General features: G+C 58.1%; 17 protein-coding genes. 4 read left to right on the top strand and 13 right to left on the bottom strand.

Features of this window, described 5'->3' with window-relative positions; all coding sequences use genetic code 11:
- Positions 1–46: 46 nt before the first annotated feature.
- The 4 genes from serS to tatA all read right to left on the bottom strand — a co-directional run bounded on the left by serS (position 47) and on the right by tatA (position 2,946).
- The gene (gene serS, locus B2344_RS15655) at positions 47–1,333 is read right to left on the bottom strand and encodes a serine--tRNA ligase (protein ID WP_290485570.1); all 1,287 of its coding nucleotides are present in this window, start codon (positions 1,331–1,333) and stop codon (positions 47–49) included.
- Between the two features lie 156 nt (positions 1,334–1,489).
- Positions 1,490–2,311, bottom strand: coding sequence for a twin-arginine translocase subunit TatC (gene tatC / locus B2344_RS15650; RefSeq protein ID WP_156947804.1), 822 nt, complete (start codon positions 2,309–2,311; stop codon positions 1,490–1,492).
- The gene (tatB, locus tag B2344_RS16045) at positions 2,308–2,706 is read right to left on the bottom strand and encodes a Sec-independent protein translocase protein TatB (protein ID WP_290485569.1); all 399 of its coding nucleotides are present in this window, start codon (positions 2,704–2,706) and stop codon (positions 2,308–2,310) included. The genes tatC and tatB overlap by 4 nt, the downstream gene beginning before the upstream one ends.
- 24 nt (positions 2,707–2,730) lie before the next feature.
- The gene (gene tatA / locus B2344_RS15640) at positions 2,731–2,946 is read right to left on the bottom strand and encodes a twin-arginine translocase TatA/TatE family subunit (RefSeq protein ID WP_034811537.1); all 216 of its coding nucleotides are present in this window, start codon (positions 2,944–2,946) and stop codon (positions 2,731–2,733) included.
- Between the two features lie 80 nt (positions 2,947–3,026).
- On the opposite strand from tatA, the gene B2344_RS15635 reads away from it, so the two are divergent.
- Complete coding sequence (locus B2344_RS15635) at positions 3,027–3,803, top strand: exodeoxyribonuclease III (protein WP_290485568.1); 777 nt, start codon at positions 3,027–3,029, stop codon at positions 3,801–3,803.
- 3 nt (positions 3,804–3,806) lie between these two features.
- Here B2344_RS15635 and B2344_RS15630 read toward each other — a convergent pair whose 3' ends face one another.
- From B2344_RS15630 to B2344_RS15620, 3 genes are all read right to left on the bottom strand, one after another.
- Complete coding sequence (locus B2344_RS15630; protein WP_290485567.1) at positions 3,807–5,729, bottom strand: glycoside hydrolase family 9 protein; 1,923 nt, start codon at positions 5,727–5,729, stop codon at positions 3,807–3,809.
- Between the two features lie 95 nt (positions 5,730–5,824).
- A complete protein-coding gene (locus B2344_RS15625; protein WP_290483498.1) occupies positions 5,825–6,601 on the bottom strand; it encodes a hypothetical protein in 777 nt (258 codons plus the stop codon).
- A 15-nt stretch (positions 6,602–6,616) separates the two neighbouring features.
- Positions 6,617–8,203, bottom strand: a complete 1,587-nt coding sequence (locus tag B2344_RS15620; protein WP_206990799.1) for a hypothetical protein — start codon at positions 8,201–8,203, stop codon at positions 6,617–6,619.
- Between the two features lie 160 nt (positions 8,204–8,363).
- Between B2344_RS15620 and B2344_RS15615 the strand changes: the two genes are divergently transcribed.
- Both B2344_RS15615 and B2344_RS15610 read left to right on the top strand, forming a co-directional pair.
- Positions 8,364–8,666 (top strand): hypothetical protein, encoded by a 303-nt coding sequence (locus tag B2344_RS15615; protein WP_290485566.1) that lies wholly within the window; start codon positions 8,364–8,366, stop codon positions 8,664–8,666.
- A gap of 57 nt (positions 8,667–8,723) precedes the next feature.
- Positions 8,724–10,862, top strand: a complete 2,139-nt coding sequence (locus tag B2344_RS15610) for a TonB-dependent receptor (protein WP_290485565.1) — start codon at positions 8,724–8,726, stop codon at positions 10,860–10,862.
- A gap of 33 nt (positions 10,863–10,895) precedes the next feature.
- Here the strand turns inward: B2344_RS15610 and B2344_RS15605 are convergent, their stop codons facing one another.
- From B2344_RS15605 to B2344_RS15595, 3 genes are all read right to left on the bottom strand, one after another.
- The gene (locus B2344_RS15605; protein WP_206990802.1) at positions 10,896–11,672 is read right to left on the bottom strand and encodes a PhyR family response regulator anti-anti-sigma factor; all 777 of its coding nucleotides are present in this window, start codon (positions 11,670–11,672) and stop codon (positions 10,896–10,898) included.
- A gap of 430 nt (positions 11,673–12,102) precedes the next feature.
- Complete coding sequence (locus B2344_RS15600) at positions 12,103–13,197, bottom strand: histidine kinase dimerization/phosphoacceptor domain -containing protein (RefSeq protein WP_290483496.1); 1,095 nt, start codon at positions 13,195–13,197, stop codon at positions 12,103–12,105.
- A gap of 179 nt (positions 13,198–13,376) precedes the next feature.
- Positions 13,377–13,772: a hypothetical protein gene (locus B2344_RS15595; protein ID WP_290483495.1), complete on the bottom strand. Its 396-nt coding sequence runs from the start codon at positions 13,770–13,772 to the stop codon at positions 13,377–13,379.
- Positions 13,773–14,254: 482 nt separating this feature from the next.
- On the opposite strand from B2344_RS15595, the gene B2344_RS15590 reads away from it, so the two are divergent.
- On the top strand, positions 14,255–14,383 hold the full coding sequence (locus tag B2344_RS15590) for a hypothetical protein (RefSeq protein WP_255341991.1): 129 nt from the start codon (positions 14,255–14,257) through the stop codon (positions 14,381–14,383).
- A 72-nt stretch (positions 14,384–14,455) separates the two neighbouring features.
- Here the strand turns inward: B2344_RS15590 and B2344_RS15585 are convergent, their stop codons facing one another.
- The 3 genes from B2344_RS15585 to B2344_RS15575 form a co-directional block, all read right to left on the bottom strand.
- A complete protein-coding gene (locus tag B2344_RS15585; RefSeq protein ID WP_290485564.1) occupies positions 14,456–14,866 on the bottom strand; it encodes a VOC family protein in 411 nt (136 codons plus the stop codon).
- Between the two features lie 616 nt (positions 14,867–15,482).
- Positions 15,483–16,181, bottom strand: coding sequence for a hypothetical protein (locus tag B2344_RS15580; RefSeq protein WP_290480969.1), 699 nt, complete (start codon positions 16,179–16,181; stop codon positions 15,483–15,485).
- The gene (locus B2344_RS15575) at positions 16,178–17,710 is read right to left on the bottom strand and encodes an acyl-CoA carboxylase subunit beta (RefSeq protein WP_290480705.1); all 1,533 of its coding nucleotides are present in this window, start codon (positions 17,708–17,710) and stop codon (positions 16,178–16,180) included. The genes B2344_RS15580 and B2344_RS15575 overlap by 4 nt, the downstream gene beginning before the upstream one ends.
- Positions 17,711–17,796: the final 86 nt, after the last annotated feature.

Here is a 17,796-nt window from a genome sequence, read left to right as displayed (position 1 = left end):
GCAAGGCCCGGCGCGTTGATGCCGTCATCATTCGTCAGAAGAATTCTCATGCCGAAATTACCTCAAGGCCGCCCATATAGTTGCGCAGGGCTTCCGGCACGGTGATGGAGCCGTCTTCATTCTGATAGTTTTCGAGGATCGCCACGAGTGTGCGGCCGACGGCGAGGCCGGAGCCGTTCAGCGTGTGGACGAATTCAGGCTTTGCGCCGGCCTCCGGACGATAGCGCGCATTCATGCGGCGGGCCTGATAGTCACCACAATAGGAGCACGAACTGATTTCGCGATATGTGTCCTGGCTCGGCAGCCAGACTTCGAGATCATAGGTCTTGCGCGCCCCTGCCCCCATGTCACCGGCGCAGAGCAGCATCCGGCGGAATGGCAGGTCGAGCTTTTTCAGGATCGCCTCGGCGCATTCGGTCATGCGCTCCAGCTCCTTCAGCCCCTCATCCTGGTTTGCGGCAACAGAGACCATCTCAACCTTGTTGAACTGGTGAAGCCGGATCATGCCCTTCGTGTCGCGCCCTGCACTGCCGGCCTCAGAACGGAAACAGGGTGTGTGTGCGGTGAAGCGCTTCGGCAGTTCGCCGGGTTCGATGATGCCGTCACGGACAATATTGGTGAGCGGGACTTCGGCGGTGGGGATAAGGAAATGATCTCCAGTCGTCTTGAACAGATCTTCCTCGAACTTCGGCAATTGCCCCGTCCCGACCAGTGCCTGGTCTTTCACCAACAATGGTGGCGAGCATTCCGTGTACCCATGCTCTTCGGTTTGCACGTCCAGCATGAAGGCGGCGAGTGCGCGTTCGAGCCGGGCCAGCTTGCCCTTCAGCAACACGAAGCGCGCGCCGCTCATCTTGGCGGCCGTCTCGAAATCCATCATGCCGAGGGCCTCGCCGAGATCGGCATGGTCCTTCACCTCGAAAGCATAGGCTTTCGGCTCGCCCCAGCGGGCCTGCTCGACATTGCTGTCTTCGTCCTGGCCTTCGGGCACTTCATCCAGCGGGATGTTCGGCAGGCCATAGAGCAGATCGTCGAGCAGCTTGCGGGCGGCTTCTTCCTGCTCGCCAGCGGCCTCGATCGTGTCCTTGGCGTCGGCCACGATCTTGCGCAGGCGCTCGAACTCCGCCTCATCACCCGAGGCTTTGGCCCGGCCGATCAGCTTGGAGGTCTCGTTGCGCAGCTTTTCCGCTTCCTGCTTGTCCGTGACAGCCGTGCGCAGAGCCGCGTCATGCGCGTGAATATCGTCCACCACATTGCCAAGCTCCGGCTTCTTCCGGTTCCAGGCGGCGCGGAAAGCCTCGGGGTTTTCGCGGATAGCGCGGATGTCGAACATGTGCGTGGTCCTGTCTGATCAGTCGGTCATTGCTCTAATCCGCGCCGGGCCTGCCTGCAACCGGGGGATATGCTTAGGCGTTTTAGGAAATTGGGACGTGAGGTCGCGCCCTGCACTTGCGCTTGCGCCTGCTCGGGCAAATCACAGGACGATTTCTTACTCCCTCGCAGCATCCTCTTCGGCCTGCTTCTTCTCGATCAGCTTCACGCACCAGATGGAGATTTCGTAGAGCATGAGCACCGGCACGGTCAGCAGAATCTGCGAGATTACATCGGGCGGGGTGAAGAAGGCCGCGAAGCAGAGAATGCCGACAATGGCATATTTCCGACCCTTGGCGAGCGCGTCAGAGGAAACGATCCCGATCCGCCCCAGCAGGCTGAGGATCACCGGCAGCTGGAACGACAGGCCAAAGGCCAGCATCAACGCCATTACCAGCGAGAGATACTCCGATACGCGGGGCAATAATTTGATGGTTGCGACCGTGCTGTCGATATTCTCCTGCGACACCGAGAACCGCGCCAGCATGGGCAGCATCAGGAAATAGACAAACGCCGCGCCGAGCGTGAACAGCAAGGGTGCAAAGACCAGATACGGCCAGAAGGCCCCGCGCTCATTCTTGTAGAGGCCGGGCGCCACGAACTGGTAGACCTGCCAGGCGATAAACGGGAAGGACAGGAAAATGCCGGCGAATACGGCGAGTTTCAGCTTGGCAAAGAAGAACTCCATCGGGCCAGTAAAGATCAACTCCAGCGGCGCCCCGCGAATGCCTTCGGCCACGCGCGCAAATGGCGCCAGCAGGAAGTCATAGATCGGCTCGGCGAAGAAGAAGCAGACAATCGAGGCGACCGACAGCGCCAGCAAGGCCTTGATCAGGCGCGCGCGCAGCTCGACCAGATGCTCCAGCAGCGGAGCCCGGCTCGCCTCGACTTCATCATCGGTGAAGTCTGGCTGTTCATCCTTCGGCGGCACGTGGGTCACGCAGCATCATCCCCGGTTTTCGGCGTTGCCGGCGGTGCCGTTGGTTCGGATTTCGGCTCTGGCGCTGCGTCCGCTTCAGGCGCGGCAGGTTTGGGCGGCGGACTCTTTTCCATAACGGCAGAGTTCACATCCGCTTCAAAGGCAGCGAGGTCGTCCTGCGCCTTCTGCATCGTGTTGTCTTTCTTGAGGTCCTCGATCTCCTTGCGGAGTTCGTCGAGTTCGCTCTGGCGGGCAATATCCTCGAACGCGGCCTGGAATTCACGCGCCATGGCGCGGCCCTTGCCGACGAACTGGCCGACCCGGCGCATCATCATTGGCAAATCTTTCGGGCCGACGATGATCAGCGCCGCAAGGCCCAACAACAGGAGCTCGGAAAACCCGATTCCGGGCAGCATGCTAAGCGCCCTCCACTCGGCAGCTTATGACGAGGCCTTCGTCTCGTCTTTCTTTGGGGTGACGTTGACCATGTCGTCATTGTCGACGGATTTGGTCTCTTCCTCATCCTTCAGGCCCTTGCGAAAAGCCCCGATACCCTTGGCCATATCGCCCATGATGGAGGAGATGCGGCCGCGGCCACCGAACAGAAGGAGGGCAACGACCACGACGATCAGCAATTGAATCCAGCTTGGCGACATGCCTCTCTCCTTCAAGAATTCCCTGAATATATACAGCAGCTCACGCTGGAACAATGAAACGAAGCTGCTAAAGAACAGCCATGCGTATCGCCACATGGAATGTCAACTCGATCAAGGCACGCCTTCCCACAGTGTTGGAAGTGCTCGACGCCATCAATTGCGATGTCGTCTGCCTTCAGGAAATCAAATGCGAGACTGACGCATTTCCCTATATGGAGCTGGAGGAACGCGGCTGGAATTGCGCTGTTCTCGGCCAGAAAAGCTATAATGGCGTCGCCCTACTCTCCAAGCACGAGATTGAAGACGTGACCAAAGGGTTGCCAACGATCGAAGACGAACAGGCGCGCTATATCGAGGCGCTGATCCTCAGCGACACCCCAATCCGTGTGGGCGGTTTATACCTGCCGAATGGAAACCCTGCCCCCGGCCCGAAGTATGACTACAAGATGGAATGGATGGACGCGCTGGAACGGCATGCGCGTGAGCTGCTCAAGCTGGACGAAGCCTTTGTCCTCTGCGGCGACTATAATTGCATCCCCACACCTGCCGATTGCTGGGACGAAACCGTCTGGCAGGACGACGCACTCGCCCTGCCCCAGACGCGCGCAGAATTCCGGAAACTGAAATATCTGGGTCTGGCGGATTCTTTTGAACTGACCGATAATCGTGCACACCAGTACACGTTCTGGGATTATCAGGGCGGCGCTTTCAAAAAGGATCACGGCATCCGGATCGACCATCTGCTCTGCTCGCCCCAGGCTTGCGACAGACTCCAATCGGTAGAGATCTATCGCAAGGCCCGCGAGCTCGAGAAACCTTCAGACCATGTGCCGGTCATCGGCGTCTTCGAAGACTAGCGCTTATTTCGCACGGTCAATGTCGTCGGCCCAGGCTGCCAGCCAGAACGTTGCCGCCTGCCAGTTGATCGCCACTTCGTTCAGCTCATACGCGTCTACGTGGTCGGCGTAGCAGGTCTGGGCCTGGCATTCGTCAATAATGGCCCTGGAAACCGGACCAGCAGGATTGGTGTTGTTCGGTCCACCCGACACAGCGCCCGGAGGCGGAAGCGGGAATCCCCGATACTGTGCGCCCGCCCAATGACGGTGATGCGGAGCCTTGAAGGCATTCTCCCCATGGCCGGAAATGTACGAGATATCGCGGGGGTTTCGGCCAAGGATGTAATCCAACAGGTCCAACGCGCCATCGCGATACTGAACGTTGCCGGTCATGTCGTAGGCAGTGCCAAGAGTAAGACCGCGATTGGCCAGAGTTCCAACCGATCCCCACGGCCAGACACCGCGATTGAGGGGGATCTGGTATCCTTCAAACCGAATTTGAGTGAGGTACGCATCTGCCGTCTGCAGCAAACCTTCAGCCGCCTCATTCCGCAGGGATTCGTCCGGAGCAACACGCGCCAACGACAGAATACCGAGGCCCATCGTGTCGCCCCAGTTGGGCTCCTGAAGGCCGCTGACTGGCCATGCGTCCAGCTCGCCCTGATAGGTCTTCAGGTCATCGGCATAGGCGGTTTCGCCTGTAGTGACGTACATTTCAGCGGCGGCCCAATAGAACTCACCTCGAATATCAGTCGAGCCGTAGGGCCCTGTGCCGGGGAAATTTCCATAGGCATATGCATCTGGAATCCGCTGCGCCGCGGCATAGGCGCGCTTGGCTGCCGCGAGGCATTTGTCGGCATACGCATCATCGACGCCGCGGAACACACGGGCACACTGCGCGCCAACGGCCGCCACATGCAGGGTCGCCGCCGTGGAGGGTGCGAACAGGGCACGGGGGCCAGTGTTTTTGTGGGGCATCATCGGCAGCGATGGCCACTCGGTATTACCAGATTTGTGATGCACCATACCGGATACATCCGTCATCTTCGGTGCCTTGGTCTGCCACTTGCCTTTCATGTTGCCCTGGACAATGGCGGCTTCTGCGCCCTCAGGCGCCTGCATGGCGAGCATGTAGTCGAGATTGTAGCGCGCCTCATCCAACAGGTCATTCAGGCCGTTACCGGATTCCGGAATGTTCGTCGCGCCATCCTCAAATCCGGATGTGCCGCGCTCATAGGCATTCAGCAACGTCCAGACGCTGATGCCGCTATTCACCACATATTTGCTCTGGTCACCGGCATCATACCACCCGCCGGAGACATCCAGCGTATAGTCACAGCGAGGCCAGCTGATCTTGTACATGTCCTTGCCATGGAAACAGGTCAGCACTTCTTTTTCGTGTCCGGCCGGACGCGCCCACTGCTCGCCGCCAGCATGCTCGGATTCAATCGGAACGCCGGCACGGTTGTGGTAGAAGTATCTCAACGTATCGTATTTGAGGTCGCGGAAGATATCTTCCGAAACGTCAAATGGATGGCTCTTTCCAACCCCCTCCACAACCAGCACGAGGTTGGTCGCTGGCGTGCGTAGTCCGCTGGTCACAACCAGTTGGACGTTGGCGCCGGAGCCGCTGTCAAATCCGTAGGGAATTGTGCGCCCCTGCTCGACCACAACCCCATTCGGCGCAACGATCTGCCATTCAAGGGTTTCGGTGAGATCGGTTTCGGCGACGCCGACAAAATTATATCCGGGGCGAATGCCGGTCTGGGTCGCACGAACCGGCCCGCGCGGCGCGTTGAACGCTGCCAGATATTCCTGCTGCTTCGGCGTCACCACGCTGGCGCCGCTGGCCATGCCATCTTCCTCAGGCACGGGAACCGACGAACACCCGGCCAACAGTGCGGCCGATGCCATCGCGGCCAGACTTGCTTTGCGGAGGTTGAACATAAGTTTCTTCCCTTTACTGCGCCTTCTTTGGGCTTCAGCTTGCAATAATAGGGCCAAACAACCTCGATCGCGAGACCTAAATAGGGGCGGTGAAGTCAGTTCACCGAGTCATAATCCGCGCCCGCCTCGCTGAAATAGGCACGCCAGAACGCCTTAACGTCGGCCATGGGCAGGTCATAGATCTGACGTGGCACGATACGGGCAACGACATCGACGTTTTCCAGAGCCGGACTCATCTTGGCCAGATCTGAGTCCAGATAGGCCTCATAATCGGCACCGAGGCGGTAAAAGCTGAACCCTTCCGAATGCTGCATCAGGTCGGAGACCAGCACGATCCGGCGATTGGTTTCACCAGCCTGGAAATCGGCGCGGTCGGCGATCGAGTACACAGCTTCAACGAGCGGGGAACTCGGCTGGCGCGTGTCGGTCAGTGCTGCCTCAACATTCTCCAGAAGTGGCGCATAGAACTGGGTCTGCCAGGTTTGCTCGATCATTTTCGGGTTCTGGAAGATCGGGTTGGCCTCTGCAGCGCTCCCCGACGAACACGCATAGTAAACAAGCTTTGGATCATAAGGGCTTGCCGCGTTCGGCGTCATGACCGTCAAACGTCCGTATTTGGGCAGGGCGCGGGCTTCAGCGTCCACGAACTCATAGACCCAATCCAGATCATTCGGATTGAACGGGTCTGACTGGTCGATCAGGATGATCGTATGGGCCGGGTCCTTGCGGTCCATACGGCAGCTGGAATCAGCCATCAGGGATGGCGGCTGATTGAACGCCACAACGGCGAACAAGGCAAATACGACACCCAGCATCAGCGCAATCATTCCACGCCAGAACCATGGGCCTTTGTCACTTCTGCGACGTGGCATCCCTTATGTCTCCTTCTAGGCCCGGCGAGCCTGGTCCACGGGAACATGCGTAGATCCCTTGGCCTCGCGGACTTTGCCGATTTCGTCAGCAACTTTCTTCTCGATTGAGGACAGGCCTTTCTGGACCTGCTGGATGTGCTGTTCAAGCCATTCGCGGGTCTGGTTCAGCGCTTTGATATTGTTGTCAATCGCTGCAATCGCCTTGTTCGCCTGATCCCGCTCCTTGGAATAGTCGAACGGCGGCAATTGTGGTGTGACGATTTCACTAAAATATTCCGGGCACGGGGCCTGATCACCCAGACGGTCACGATTGGCGTTGCGCGCACGGCGATGGGCCTGACGATAGGCGACTTTCAGGCTGCGCTCCTGATCGGCGGCGCGGGCTGCAATCGCAGACGCGTAATCGCGGCGAGTTTCGAGCAGGTTCATGGCCTTTTCGATCTCACGCTTGGCTGAGACGTGGCGGGATTGCTGAGTTTCAAACCACAGACGGCAGCTAGAGAAATAATCGGACAGATCATCCCGCACGCCATTACGAACTTCCTGGCGACGCTCATAGGCGCGGCGCTCCTTGCGCCAGACACGGCCATAGCCAGGGTAGCGATCGGAAATTCGGTCATAGCCTTCATACACAGCCAGCCCGAACACAGCGAGCCCCATGAAGAGCAGGCCAAGGGCGAGGAAGCTTTCCAGGCCAAAGATGTTCGGGAACATCGACATGACGACGTCGCCGGGCGCAATCGAGAACATTGAGAAGGTTCCGAGCGTCCCCGCCTCTGTCGCCGCAAGCAGTCCCGTTTCGACTGCGTCGCGAAAATGCGCGACAAAGAAATTGAGGAAGATGCCGGCCAGGACGAAGACCATCGCTATGGTACCGCCCATGATCTTCGCCGGAAGCGCCGGATGGTTCAGATAGCGCAGGCCAAAGAAGCCTGCGATCACGCCAAACACGACATTTACCGAAGACACGCCGAAGGCAATCATCAGGCCGCCCATCAGGCCATTGGACTGCGCGTCCTTGAACAGAAGTGCGTTGAAACCGCCCTCAAGGATCATGATGAAGATCAGGATCGCAACTGCTTGTTCGATGTTCTTCTTGATGTCCGGCGTGCGATCCCCGATCCGGTCTCCATGACGCAGTTTGAATTGCTGAAGCTCGATGATTGCTGCCGAATGCGTCTCCTTCGCATCATGCACATCGTCCAGCTCGTAGTGACGGTATTCGTTCTCTTCGGACTTGATCGCCTCGCGCAGCTGGTCCGGATAAATATCTATCGGCGTATAGTCGCTGATGTAATTGCGCACCGACGCCGCCGTCGTGGTCAGCCATGTCCCGAGACCGCGGCGCACGTCTTCTGCGCGTTCAGCGATCTGCTGCTCGCATTCACTCCACTGATCAGGGGTCGACGCATCAGACGCCGGGAGGCCGTCGCGGCCGTCCTTCTTCGCTGTCACCTTCGTGAATTGGCGATTCAGCCCCAAATACCCTTGGGCGCGCTTGCCCTTCAGCCCATGATCGGAAAGGTCGTTGCGGATTTCCAGCGGCTTGACTTTGCTCTGGCAACCAACATCTGCGCCCCAGCGCACAGCATTTTTCGACATGCTACATCCTCTTAACAGCTCAAGGCTTTTCATTAACTTTCGCGAAGATGGGCTGCCTTGGTTACTGAAGCGTGAAAGCTGAAGCAGGAAGTGCGGATCGTAATGTTTTTACGTGCGTTGGTGCTTGCGGCTCAGCTCACGAAAATGTAACAGAATAACCATGCGCGTCCGGCAAACCCATACGCACCGTTTGGCATTCCTCGCAGCCCTGTTCGTTTTCGTTCAGGCGCTGGCGCTGGGGCATGCCGCGGCGCATGCCGACCAGCCGCACGATCACTATGGGGTTACTTGCGACCTGACTGCTGTGGCGAGCATTCAAATCGTACTGCCGGATGTGCCGGCCAGTCCGTATATTTACGCAATCGAAACCAAGGTCACCGAGCCGCAATTTTCGCAGCCAACATGGACCCGGCCGCCCGGCCGCGCCCCACCGCCGCGAAGTCCGCCTTCCCTTCAGCAATAGCGACCAATTCTGCCGCCTGCGGGTGGCATTCCCTATTGTCTGAAGGACTCCCGGAACATGAAATCCCATATCTCCCGCCGCGTCGTTGCGGCATCGCTTATGCTGGGCGTCAGCCCCCTTGCCTTCGCTCAGGACGCCCCCGAGACACTTGATACGGTCATTGTGACCGGCGTCGGCCCTCAACGGGACACCGACGAAATGGTCGGTAACGTCACCGCGATCAATCGCGGAGAAATCATCGAGAAGCTCTCCGGCACACTCGGCGACACACTGGCTGGAGAAGCCGGTGTGTCCACGACCTTTTTCGGACAAGGCGCGAGCCGCCCGGTCTTGCGGGGTCTTGGCGCTGAGCGCGTCCTGGTTCTGACGAATGGAATCGGCGCGCTCGATGCCTCTGCCGCCTCGCCGGACCATCAGGTCGCAACTGACGGTATCGACGCCGAGAAGATTGAAATCCTGCGCGGTCCGGCGGCTTTGGCCTATGGCGGCCAGGCAATTGGCGGCGTCGTCAATGTCATTGACGGCCTGATCGTCGAAAGCCTGCCGGATGAACCGGTGTCATTTGAGGGCTTCGCCGCGAACGATAGTGTGAATGAAGGTACAGAGGCGGGCGGAAAGGCACGCTTTGCGACGGGCCCGCTTGTGCTGACACTATCAGCCTCTGCACGTGACTTCGGCGACTACGATATGCCGGGCTTTGCCGAATCTTCTGCTGCACGCGCGGCTGAAGAAGCCGAGCATGAAGAAGAGAGTGAAGAGGAACACGAAGAGCACGAGGAGCATGAAGAAGTCCGCGACACGATGGAGAACTCCTTCCTTCAGTCTGAAACCTACTCAGCCGGCATCTCGTGGGTTGGCGAAGACGCATTCCTCGGCTTCGCCCTGCGTCAGCAAATGTCGAGCTATGGCATCTCAGGCCACGAACATGATGAGCATGAGGAAGAAGAGCACGACGATGAGGACCATGAGGAGGAGGAAGGCCACGAGGAAGAATCCCCGTTTATTGATCTGGAACAGACCCGTTATGATATTCGGGGTGGCGCGAAGCTGGATGCGGGCCCTCTGACCCGTATTTCGGGGAATTTGTCCTATGCTGACTATGAGCATGTCGAATTCGAAGGCCCAGGCGAACCCGGAACGAAGTTCACGACGGAGGGGACGGAAGGACGCTTGGAGCTCGGTCATCAATTTGGTGAGATTGAGGGGGCAGCCGGTGTCCAATTCCTCGATAAGGACTTCAGCGCAGATGGGGACGAAGCCTTCCTGACTCCCACTTCAACGAAGACGTTCGGTGCCTTCGTGTTCGAGACCTTGCAATTGGACGATAATTCGGTTCTGGAAGGGGGGCTTCGCTTCGACAGTACCGAGCTCGACAATGATGTTCAGGGCGAACGGAGCTTCGATCTGTTCAGCGCATCCGCTGGTGGCCACAGGCATGTGGCATCAGGCTGGTGGATCGGCGGTCAGGTCAGCTATACTGAGCGCGCACCAAATGAAAGCGAACTGTTCGCTGATGGTCCACACCTTGCGACGAGCCAATATCAAATCGGTGACTCCTCACTCGACAAGGAGAAAGGCACGAATATCGAAGCCTCGCTCCGCTGGGAAAATGATCTCTTCAGCATCAGCGGCAACGTTTTTCATGCGGACTTCGACGGCTTCATCTATCTGACGCCGGGCGTCGCGATAGAAGATGGACTGGAAGTTGATGAGCTGGATGAACTTCCGGTCTTCCTGTTCCAGCAACAGGGCGCGAAGTTCACAGGTGCAGAGATTGAGGCTGAAGCTCGGTTCCCGGAGGGTCTGCTCGGTGCCAGCTGGGTGACCTCGGCCAGCCTGGATATTGTTGAAGGCGAACTGGATGATGGCAACAACGTGCCTTATCTGCCGCCGCTCACATTCCATGCGGCCCTGGACGCTGATTGGGGTCTCTGGTCTGCTGGCTGGACCCTGACGGCGGCAGCCGACCAGGATGATCCAGGTGCAGGTATTCTGCCTACCGATGGCTATGTAACGACGGGCCTGCGCGCGGCAATTGATCTGACTGAAGCTGGCTTTGGCAAGGATGGCACACAGCTGTTCGTGGAAGGCCGCAACCTGACAGACGAGGAAGTGCGGTATTCGACGTCAGTTCTGAAGGATGCGGTTCCGGCACCGGGCCGCAACATTCGCATGGGGATCAGGGTCTCATTCTAAAACCGGATCAGGCCTGATTTGCCCAAGCGCAAGTCAGGCCGTTTCCTGCCCAAGAAACGCGGAAAGAATCGCCTGATCCACCACCGTGCGCACATGCAGTGGCTCGAATGGCTTCGGGATCAGATAAGAGGGCTCGTTGTCCTGCCCCTGTAGCAACATTTCCGGATAGGCGGTGATGTAGATGACCGGCACTTCGGAATTCATGTTCGCGAAGATTTCCTTCACAGCGTCAATTCCAACGGATCCGTCGGCGAGGCGCAAATCTGACAGGATCAGTCCAAACGTCTGTTCTGCTGCCAGTTCGACCGCCTCGGTCTGCGTCGTTGCAATTCCGACGACTTCATGGCCAGCCTCTTTGACGATCTGCGACAATTGATAGGAAATCATCGACTCGTCTTCGATGATCAGGACAGTTGTACTGACCTCATTGGCGATATTTGTTTCCGCTTCCCTGAGCATGTCTTCGATATCAGTGATCGTCACGGCCAGAATTCGGGCGGCTTCCTGAACGGAAAAGCCCTCCACAACCGTCAACAACAGCGCGCGCCGCTGAAGTGTGGTCATGGCATTCATGATCTTGGCAATACCAGTCTCGTCGGACAGTTCAGAAACGCTCTTGCTGATCGATTTGTCGAGCTCGGCAAACAGGTCTGCCTTCTGGAACTTGAGGTCGGGAGCGACCGAGATCCGGAAGATCAACGACTCGATCATATCCTCAACAGCTTCGTCGCCGTTCTGCTGTTCTCCCATCAGTCCGCGCGCATAGCGCCGCAGATAAGGCAGTTCAGATGATATCAAGTCTGAGAGCATCGCGCTTTCGTCCCCCTTGTTCGATGGCGTCCTAAACTGGACACAACGGATGGCCAACCCGCCTTAACCATCGTGTTCGGCACAAATGCATAACCGAGCCTTAAGAACAAAATATGTCGCTGATTCCCGGCGGCGCCCCTCTCGCGTGCTTTTTCCGTTATCCACTCGCTAATTCTGCAGTATTTTCAACACAACCCGGATCACAGCGATTGAGTTGTGGGCGCTCCCACAAGCTTGTTGTTCCGAGGCAGCAGGCCCTCACTCAGCGGCGTCCGCGCCTCGCGTTCTGCTGCATTTACTACAGGATGAGCCCCACTCACCAGCATCTGCGTCGCGCAGGGTCAAGTTTTAGCAGTTCCAGCTGTCATTCAAGCGCCTGAGAGAGCCGGTTCACTCCCAAAGCGTAAGCCACCAAGGGTTGCGAGCGGGCTCATCCTGGAAGGGTCAACACCATCCGATAGCCTTTGGGGCCCGGACCGTTTTCTAACGTCGCGCCGATCTGGCTGGCTGACGCTTTCATGATGCGCTTGCCGAGCCCGCTGGCGGATGTCTTGGCGGCGGTCGATTCCGGGTTTGCGTCGCCATTGTCCTCGCAGGTGATTTCGAGCGTGCCGTCCGCCAGGGACTTGCCGGAAATGGCGACATGGCCGGACTGGCCGTCGACAAAGGCGTGCTTGATCGAATTGGCCACGAACTCGCTGACGATAACAGCGATGGAACTGGCCACCGAGGTCGAGATGGCAACCGGCGATGCCTCGCAGGAAATGGTGACATTGTCTGGCGCGGAATCCTGCAGCAGGCTGGCAATTTCCTTGAGGAAGTCATCCATCATGACGGCATCATCCAGCGGCGAGTCATGCAGCATCTGGTGGAGCGCAGCGGTGGCTTCGATGCGGCGGCCGATGGCGTCAAAGGCGTCAGCCATATCCTCGCCCCGTTCCGCGCGGCCCTTGTAGACCCGCACGAGCGAGGCGACGGATTGGAGGGAGTTCTTGACGCGGTGATCGATCTCGTTGCGCAGGACTTTCTGCTCCCTCAGCGCGAGGCGCAGATCCAGTTCGCGCATCACCTGGCGGGCAAGCGTGTGAAGGGCAGCCTTCTGGAAGTCATTCAGCGCATTGGGCTTGTTGTCCAGCACGCAGAGCGTTCCGATTGGCATGCCGTTCTTTGCCTTGAGCAGCGCGCCGGCATAGAAGCGCAAGCCATCTGCGGGCATGCAGAGTTCATTGTCGGCCGTGCGGGGATCCTTGTGGGTGTCGTTGATCTCGACAAAATCGGAGCTGAGCACGACGTGCGAGCAGATCGAGGTGACCAGCGGGGTTTCGCGCGCGCCGATGCCGACTTCGGCCTTGAACCATTGGCGGTCTTCATCGATCAAATTGACCACCGAGATCGGCACATTGCAGATCTTCGAGGCCAGTTCCACGATCTCATCGAAGTCCGTCTCGCGCGGCGTATCGAGGATTTCATACTTGCGAAGGGTTTCCAGCCGGAGCGCTTGTTGAGGGTGCGGGGCGGCTTTCATGCAGCAGATATTCCAGTTCGTGTTGCGGGACTGGCACCTACTATAGCCGAAACTTAAAAAAAAACAGCCTTAAGTGCGCCCCGCCGCACCGGGCGGATCGGGGGCCATGCGCCAACAGAGGCGACGCCCGTGAAGGCGATTGGAGGTCAGGATGGAAATGTCGGGAGGAGAAGGCCGGGTCAGGTGTCCGGCAAAGGCAATATGGCGCCGTACGTGTCCATAACTGGTCCATAAACGGCCCATAAGTGGACGCATCCATCGCGCCATTGTCCCGGCCCTTTCGCGCGGCACGCGGCGGGGCTGGCATCCAGCAATTCCCCGCTCAGCGCGGCGTGCAGGGCGCGCGAGGGCTCCGCCCCCGGCAATGGCGCGCGTTTGCGACCTGATAAATCGTCCGACAGGGCCAGGATGGTCACCCTGCCCCGCGCGTCCACGCCCCACAGCATTTGCGAGCCCGGCCCGCCCGCGCGCCGGAACCATGCCTTCAGGCGCTGGATGCGCCAGAAAATCAATGGCCAGACCGGGTAGAGATACCAGGGCAGGTTCTGAATGGGGGAGAACAGCGAGCAGTCCATCACCGCCTATTCTACATCCGTCCACAGAGGGGGAGGACAAGTTTATTTTCGGGGCAATGCCTGCGGCAGGATGGGCTGATTTGAGGGGGGACAGGATTGCGCTCCGTCAGCTACCAATCTTGTCATCCCGCAAAATCTGCAGGATTCATCCGGGATCCGGATGCGGGCTTGACCGCAACCAGTCATCCTTCGACTTCGTTCAGGATGAGTCCATCAGGCATCGCCCACCCTATAGCGCTCATGCTGAGCGAAGTCGAAGCATCAGCGCGGGCGGATCGGCGCGGCTTAGCCGAAGGCGCGAAACCCCGCCGCGTGGACACGCCTTACATTCGCTGCAATGCGCGCCTATCTGACTCGCATGCCGCTGCGCCATTCCGGGTGCACCTGTCCGGCAAGTCCCTCTGCAATGACTGTTTCTGCCCGGATCGCCGGCGCCCGGTTTCCTGCGCCGCACCAAATGGCGCAAGCCAAAGGAGACCCTCATGGCCAAAGGTCAGAAGAAGTCGAACAAGGAAATCCGCAAACCCAAAGCGGAAAAACCCAAGACCAATGCGTCGAACCCGACGCTGAAAGCTGACTCCATGCTGGGCGTCGAGAAGAAGAAACGCTGACGCCTTCGCCGCAGATCTGAATGCGCGACGGCCGGGCGTATCCTCACGCCTGGCCGCGTGCGCTCAAACGGCTCAGCCGGTGCGACCATCCACGCGCCAGTCCGGGAAGCGGCGAGCCTTTCCGGCGAACATCAGGCAGACTTCATTGCCCGCCGGGTCGCGCAGCCGCGCCTCGCGCCAACCCCAGGATTCGTCAGTCGGTGGACTGTCAAAGACAAGCCCCTGCGCTTTCAACGCTTCGACATGCGCATCCAGTGCATCGGCGGAGGGATGGTCGAAATAGATCCCCGTGCCGGAGCCCGCAGACGCACTGACCGGCGGGCTGACTGTATGGAGCGACAGGGTCGCGCCTCTGCCATCCGCGCTCTCGAACCGGGCATAGCGCGGCGGAGCCTCCACAATCCGCACCATGCCCAGCGCCTCATAAAAAGCAACGCTGGCGGAGTAATCGAGGCAGGGAATGGTAATCTGGTTGAGGATCATGGACGGGCCTTTCATGCACGGAGTTTGTGAGGGGCCTGTCTTGTAATTGCTCAACTTAGGATGAGGTCAAGGACGCTACAGGTTGGAAAATAATAATCATATAGACTGCGACATTGAGCATTAATGAGATTTGATCTCGCGCTCCCGCTGGACCTACATGCGCTATTGGAGTAGAAATCTTCGCGACCTATGGGGGGAATTCAGAATGAGACATCTATTAGCTGCGATGCTGTTCGGCTCAGTGCTTGTACCGACCTCCTACGCACAAATGACATACTATTTACAGCGTGACCTTGGCGTGGAAGGGTTTCAGCGAAATTGTCAGTATAGCAATGGAAAAGTGTATGCAGTTAACTCAACGAAAATGTGCCCTTTAAGTATACAAGAAGAAGGTTACCTTCCGCAAAACAGCAAGACGACGGGCTTTAAGGCAGGAGAGTATAGTGATGGCCTGACCAAAGTTTGCGTGTATAATGTATTGGGAAATCAGCGAGCAATTCGTCTGAATAATACTGAACTTTGTCCCCTTACATATGACTTTTGATCATCTCAGTTGCATAAACTGCAACACAGAATGATAGTTGGATAGCGGCGCTCAGTCCCCATCCAATAGGTCTCAAAGTATTTCTAACTCCGCATACTTTAAAGCAGCGTCTAAGAGTTCGTTATATGCCTCTTCGATCATCTGAACTGAAAGTATAGTTAACGATAGGCCTATTCGTTTAACCGGTGCTAAGTCGGATTTGTTTGGCTTAAACCATGTGATTAGCGTGTCTTCGTCCCTACTACCATACGCACCCAATGCGCCGCTCCAGTTGGGATGGGCGAACTCACTGAGGCGGTCATAATTTTTTCGTAGTTTTGGAATCTTTTTGTCCGCATGATCGATAATCGTAAGGATATTAATCGAAACAGGAAGTTCAGTTTCCGGCTCAAGTCTCTGACCTAGCAGAAGCTGCACCATTTTTTTATGTAATTTTCCAGAAAGTCCGGTTTCGACTTCGTTTTGTATCAGTTCCATGGCGAACCAGATACTTGCCGCAGTTTCTATCATTGCACGGACGCAAAGATTTGCAGCCACCACATCGTCGCGCTCGAACAAGTCACAAGCTGCTCGAAACAGTTCTTCGAATCGACAATACTGAGCATCGCGAAAGCACAGCGCAATGTATGGGGTTTTTGATGAGCGACTTGGCAGAGAGAGAGGGTCCACTCCCTCTGGAAGACTATCAGTGATGTGAATTTGACTTTTGCGCGCAACAGACAACAACTCATCGATTGTGAAGTCATCGAAGCGGATAGGGTCGATCGTCACAACGGAATATTGTCGTGCTTTTTCCAGGGGTTCTCAAGCTGCTTGTTGGCCAGGGCCCGGAGGGATTTGGCGACGCGGCGGCGGGTTGAGTGCGGCATGATGATGTCGTCGATATAGCCCTTGCGCGCGGCGACGTAGGGGTTCGCGAAATTGTCCTCATACATCTTGGTGTGCGCGGCGATCTTTTCCTCGTCGCCCAGGTCTTTGCGGAAGATGATCTCGACCGCGCCCTTGGCGCCCATCACGGCGATCTCGGCCGTTGGCCAGGCATAGTTCACATCGCCGCGCAGATGCTTGGAGCTCATCACGTCATAGGCGCCGCCATAGGCCTTGCGGGTGATGACGGTGACCTTGGGCACAGTCGCCTCGGCATAGGCGAACAGAAGTTTCGCGCCATGCTTGATGAGGCCGCCATATTCCTGCTTGGTGCCCGGCATGAAGCCCGGCACGTCCACAAAGGTGACAACCGGAATGTTGAAACAGTCGCAGAAGCGGACAAAGCGCGACGCCTTGCGGGAGGCGTCAATATCCAGCACGCCGGCCAGCGTCATCGGCTGGTTGGCGACAAAGCCGACCGTGGAGCCCTCAATGCGGCCGAAGCCACAGAGAATGTTGGCGCCGAATTTCGGGCTGATCTCGAAGAAGTCGCCTTCATCGGCCACTTTCTCGATCAGCTCGCGCATGTCGTAGGGCGAGTTCGGGTTGGGCGGGATCAGCGTGTCGAGGCTGTCTTCCACGCGCTCGGCGGAATCATAGACGGTGCGGACCGGCGGGTCTTCGCGGTTCGATCCGGGCAGGAAGTCGATCAGGCGGCGCATCTGGACCAGCGCCTCGATGTCGTTCTCGAACGCGCCATCGACCACGCCGGACTTGGCCGCATGGACGGATGCCCCGCCGAGGGATTCGTGGGTGACTTCCTCGTTCGTCACGGTCTTCACCACGTCCGGGCCGGTGACGTACATGTAGGACGTGTCCTTCACCATGAAGATGAAGTCGGTCAACGCAGGCGAATAGACGTCGCCGCCGGCGCACGGGCCCATGATGACGGAGATTTGGGGGATCACGCCGGAGGAGAGGACGTTCTCCATGAAGATGTCGGCATAGCCGGCGAGGCTGTCGACGCCTTCCTGGATGCGCGCGCCGCCCGCATCGAAGATGCCGACCACTGGCGCGCCATTCATCACGGCGGCCTTCTGGACCTTCACAATCTTGGCGGCATGGGTTTTCGACAGGGAGCCGCCGAAGACGGTGAAGTCTTTCGAGAAGACATAGACGAGGCGGCCATTGATGGTGCCCTGGCCGGTGACAACGCCGTCGCCGGGGATCTTCTGCTCATCCATGCCGAAATCGGAGCACTGATGCTCAACGAACATGTCGTATTCTTCGAAGCTGCCTTCATCCAGCAGCACTTCGATACGCTCCCGCGCGCTGAGCTTGCCTTTGGCGTGCTGGCGTTCGATTCTTGCAGCGCCACCGCCCTGACGGGCCTCTTCGCGTTTGGCTTCCAGCGCTTCGATCACGTCCTTCATGGGGCTCTCCCGGCCTTCTGTTTCTGTTTGCTCCCCCGTGATTATACGGCAGCGCAACAAAGGCAAGTGCGGCGTTAGGCCCTTGA

Origin of the sequence: Hyphomonas sp. UBA3195 (assembly GCF_002366485.1) — a bacterium.
Classification (GTDB): Bacteria; Pseudomonadota; Alphaproteobacteria; order Caulobacterales; family Hyphomonadaceae; genus Hyphomonas.
The sequence above is the reverse complement of the archived record's forward strand: the minus strand, read 5'-3'. Positions and strand labels throughout refer to the sequence as shown.

What these genes read in the sequence shown, in the direction of transcription:
- serS (WP_290485570.1), bottom strand. Translation starts at nt 1,333, where the DNA reads ATGTTCGACATCCGCGCTATCCGCGAAAACCCCGAGGCTTTCCGCGCC.
- tatB (WP_290485569.1), bottom strand. Translation starts at nt 2,706, where the DNA reads ATGCTGCCCGGAATCGGGTTTTCCGAGCTCCTGTTGTTGGGCCTTGCG.
- tatA (WP_034811537.1), bottom strand. Translation starts at nt 2,946, where the DNA reads ATGTCGCCAAGCTGGATTCAATTGCTGATCGTCGTGGTCGTTGCCCTC.
- B2344_RS15635 (WP_290485568.1), top strand. Translation starts at nt 3,027, where the DNA reads ATGCGTATCGCCACATGGAATGTCAACTCGATCAAGGCACGCCTTCCC.
- B2344_RS15630 (WP_290485567.1), bottom strand. Translation starts at nt 5,729, where the DNA reads ATGTTCAACCTCCGCAAAGCAAGTCTGGCCGCGATGGCATCGGCCGCA.
- B2344_RS15625 (WP_290483498.1), bottom strand. Translation starts at nt 6,601, where the DNA reads ATGCCACGTCGCAGAAGTGACAAAGGCCCATGGTTCTGGCGTGGAATG.
- B2344_RS15620 (WP_206990799.1), bottom strand. Translation starts at nt 8,203, where the DNA reads ATGTCGAAAAATGCTGTGCGCTGGGGCGCAGATGTTGGTTGCCAGAGC.
- B2344_RS15615 (WP_290485566.1), top strand. Translation starts at nt 8,364, where the DNA reads ATGCGCGTCCGGCAAACCCATACGCACCGTTTGGCATTCCTCGCAGCC.
- B2344_RS15610 (WP_290485565.1), top strand. Translation starts at nt 8,724, where the DNA reads ATGAAATCCCATATCTCCCGCCGCGTCGTTGCGGCATCGCTTATGCTG.
- B2344_RS15605 (WP_206990802.1), bottom strand. Translation starts at nt 11,672, where the DNA reads ATGCTCTCAGACTTGATATCATCTGAACTGCCTTATCTGCGGCGCTAT.
- B2344_RS15600 (WP_290483496.1), bottom strand. Translation starts at nt 13,197, where the DNA reads ATGAAAGCCGCCCCGCACCCTCAACAAGCGCTCCGGCTGGAAACCCTT.
- B2344_RS15595 (WP_290483495.1), bottom strand. Translation starts at nt 13,772, where the DNA reads ATGGACTGCTCGCTGTTCTCCCCCATTCAGAACCTGCCCTGGTATCTC.
- B2344_RS15590 (WP_255341991.1), top strand. Translation starts at nt 14,255, where the DNA reads ATGGCCAAAGGTCAGAAGAAGTCGAACAAGGAAATCCGCAAACCCAAA.
- B2344_RS15585 (WP_290485564.1), bottom strand. Translation starts at nt 14,866, where the DNA reads ATGATCCTCAACCAGATTACCATTCCCTGCCTCGATTACTCCGCCAGC.
- B2344_RS15575 (WP_290480705.1), bottom strand. Translation starts at nt 17,710, where the DNA reads ATGAAGGACGTGATCGAAGCGCTGGAAGCCAAACGCGAAGAGGCCCGT.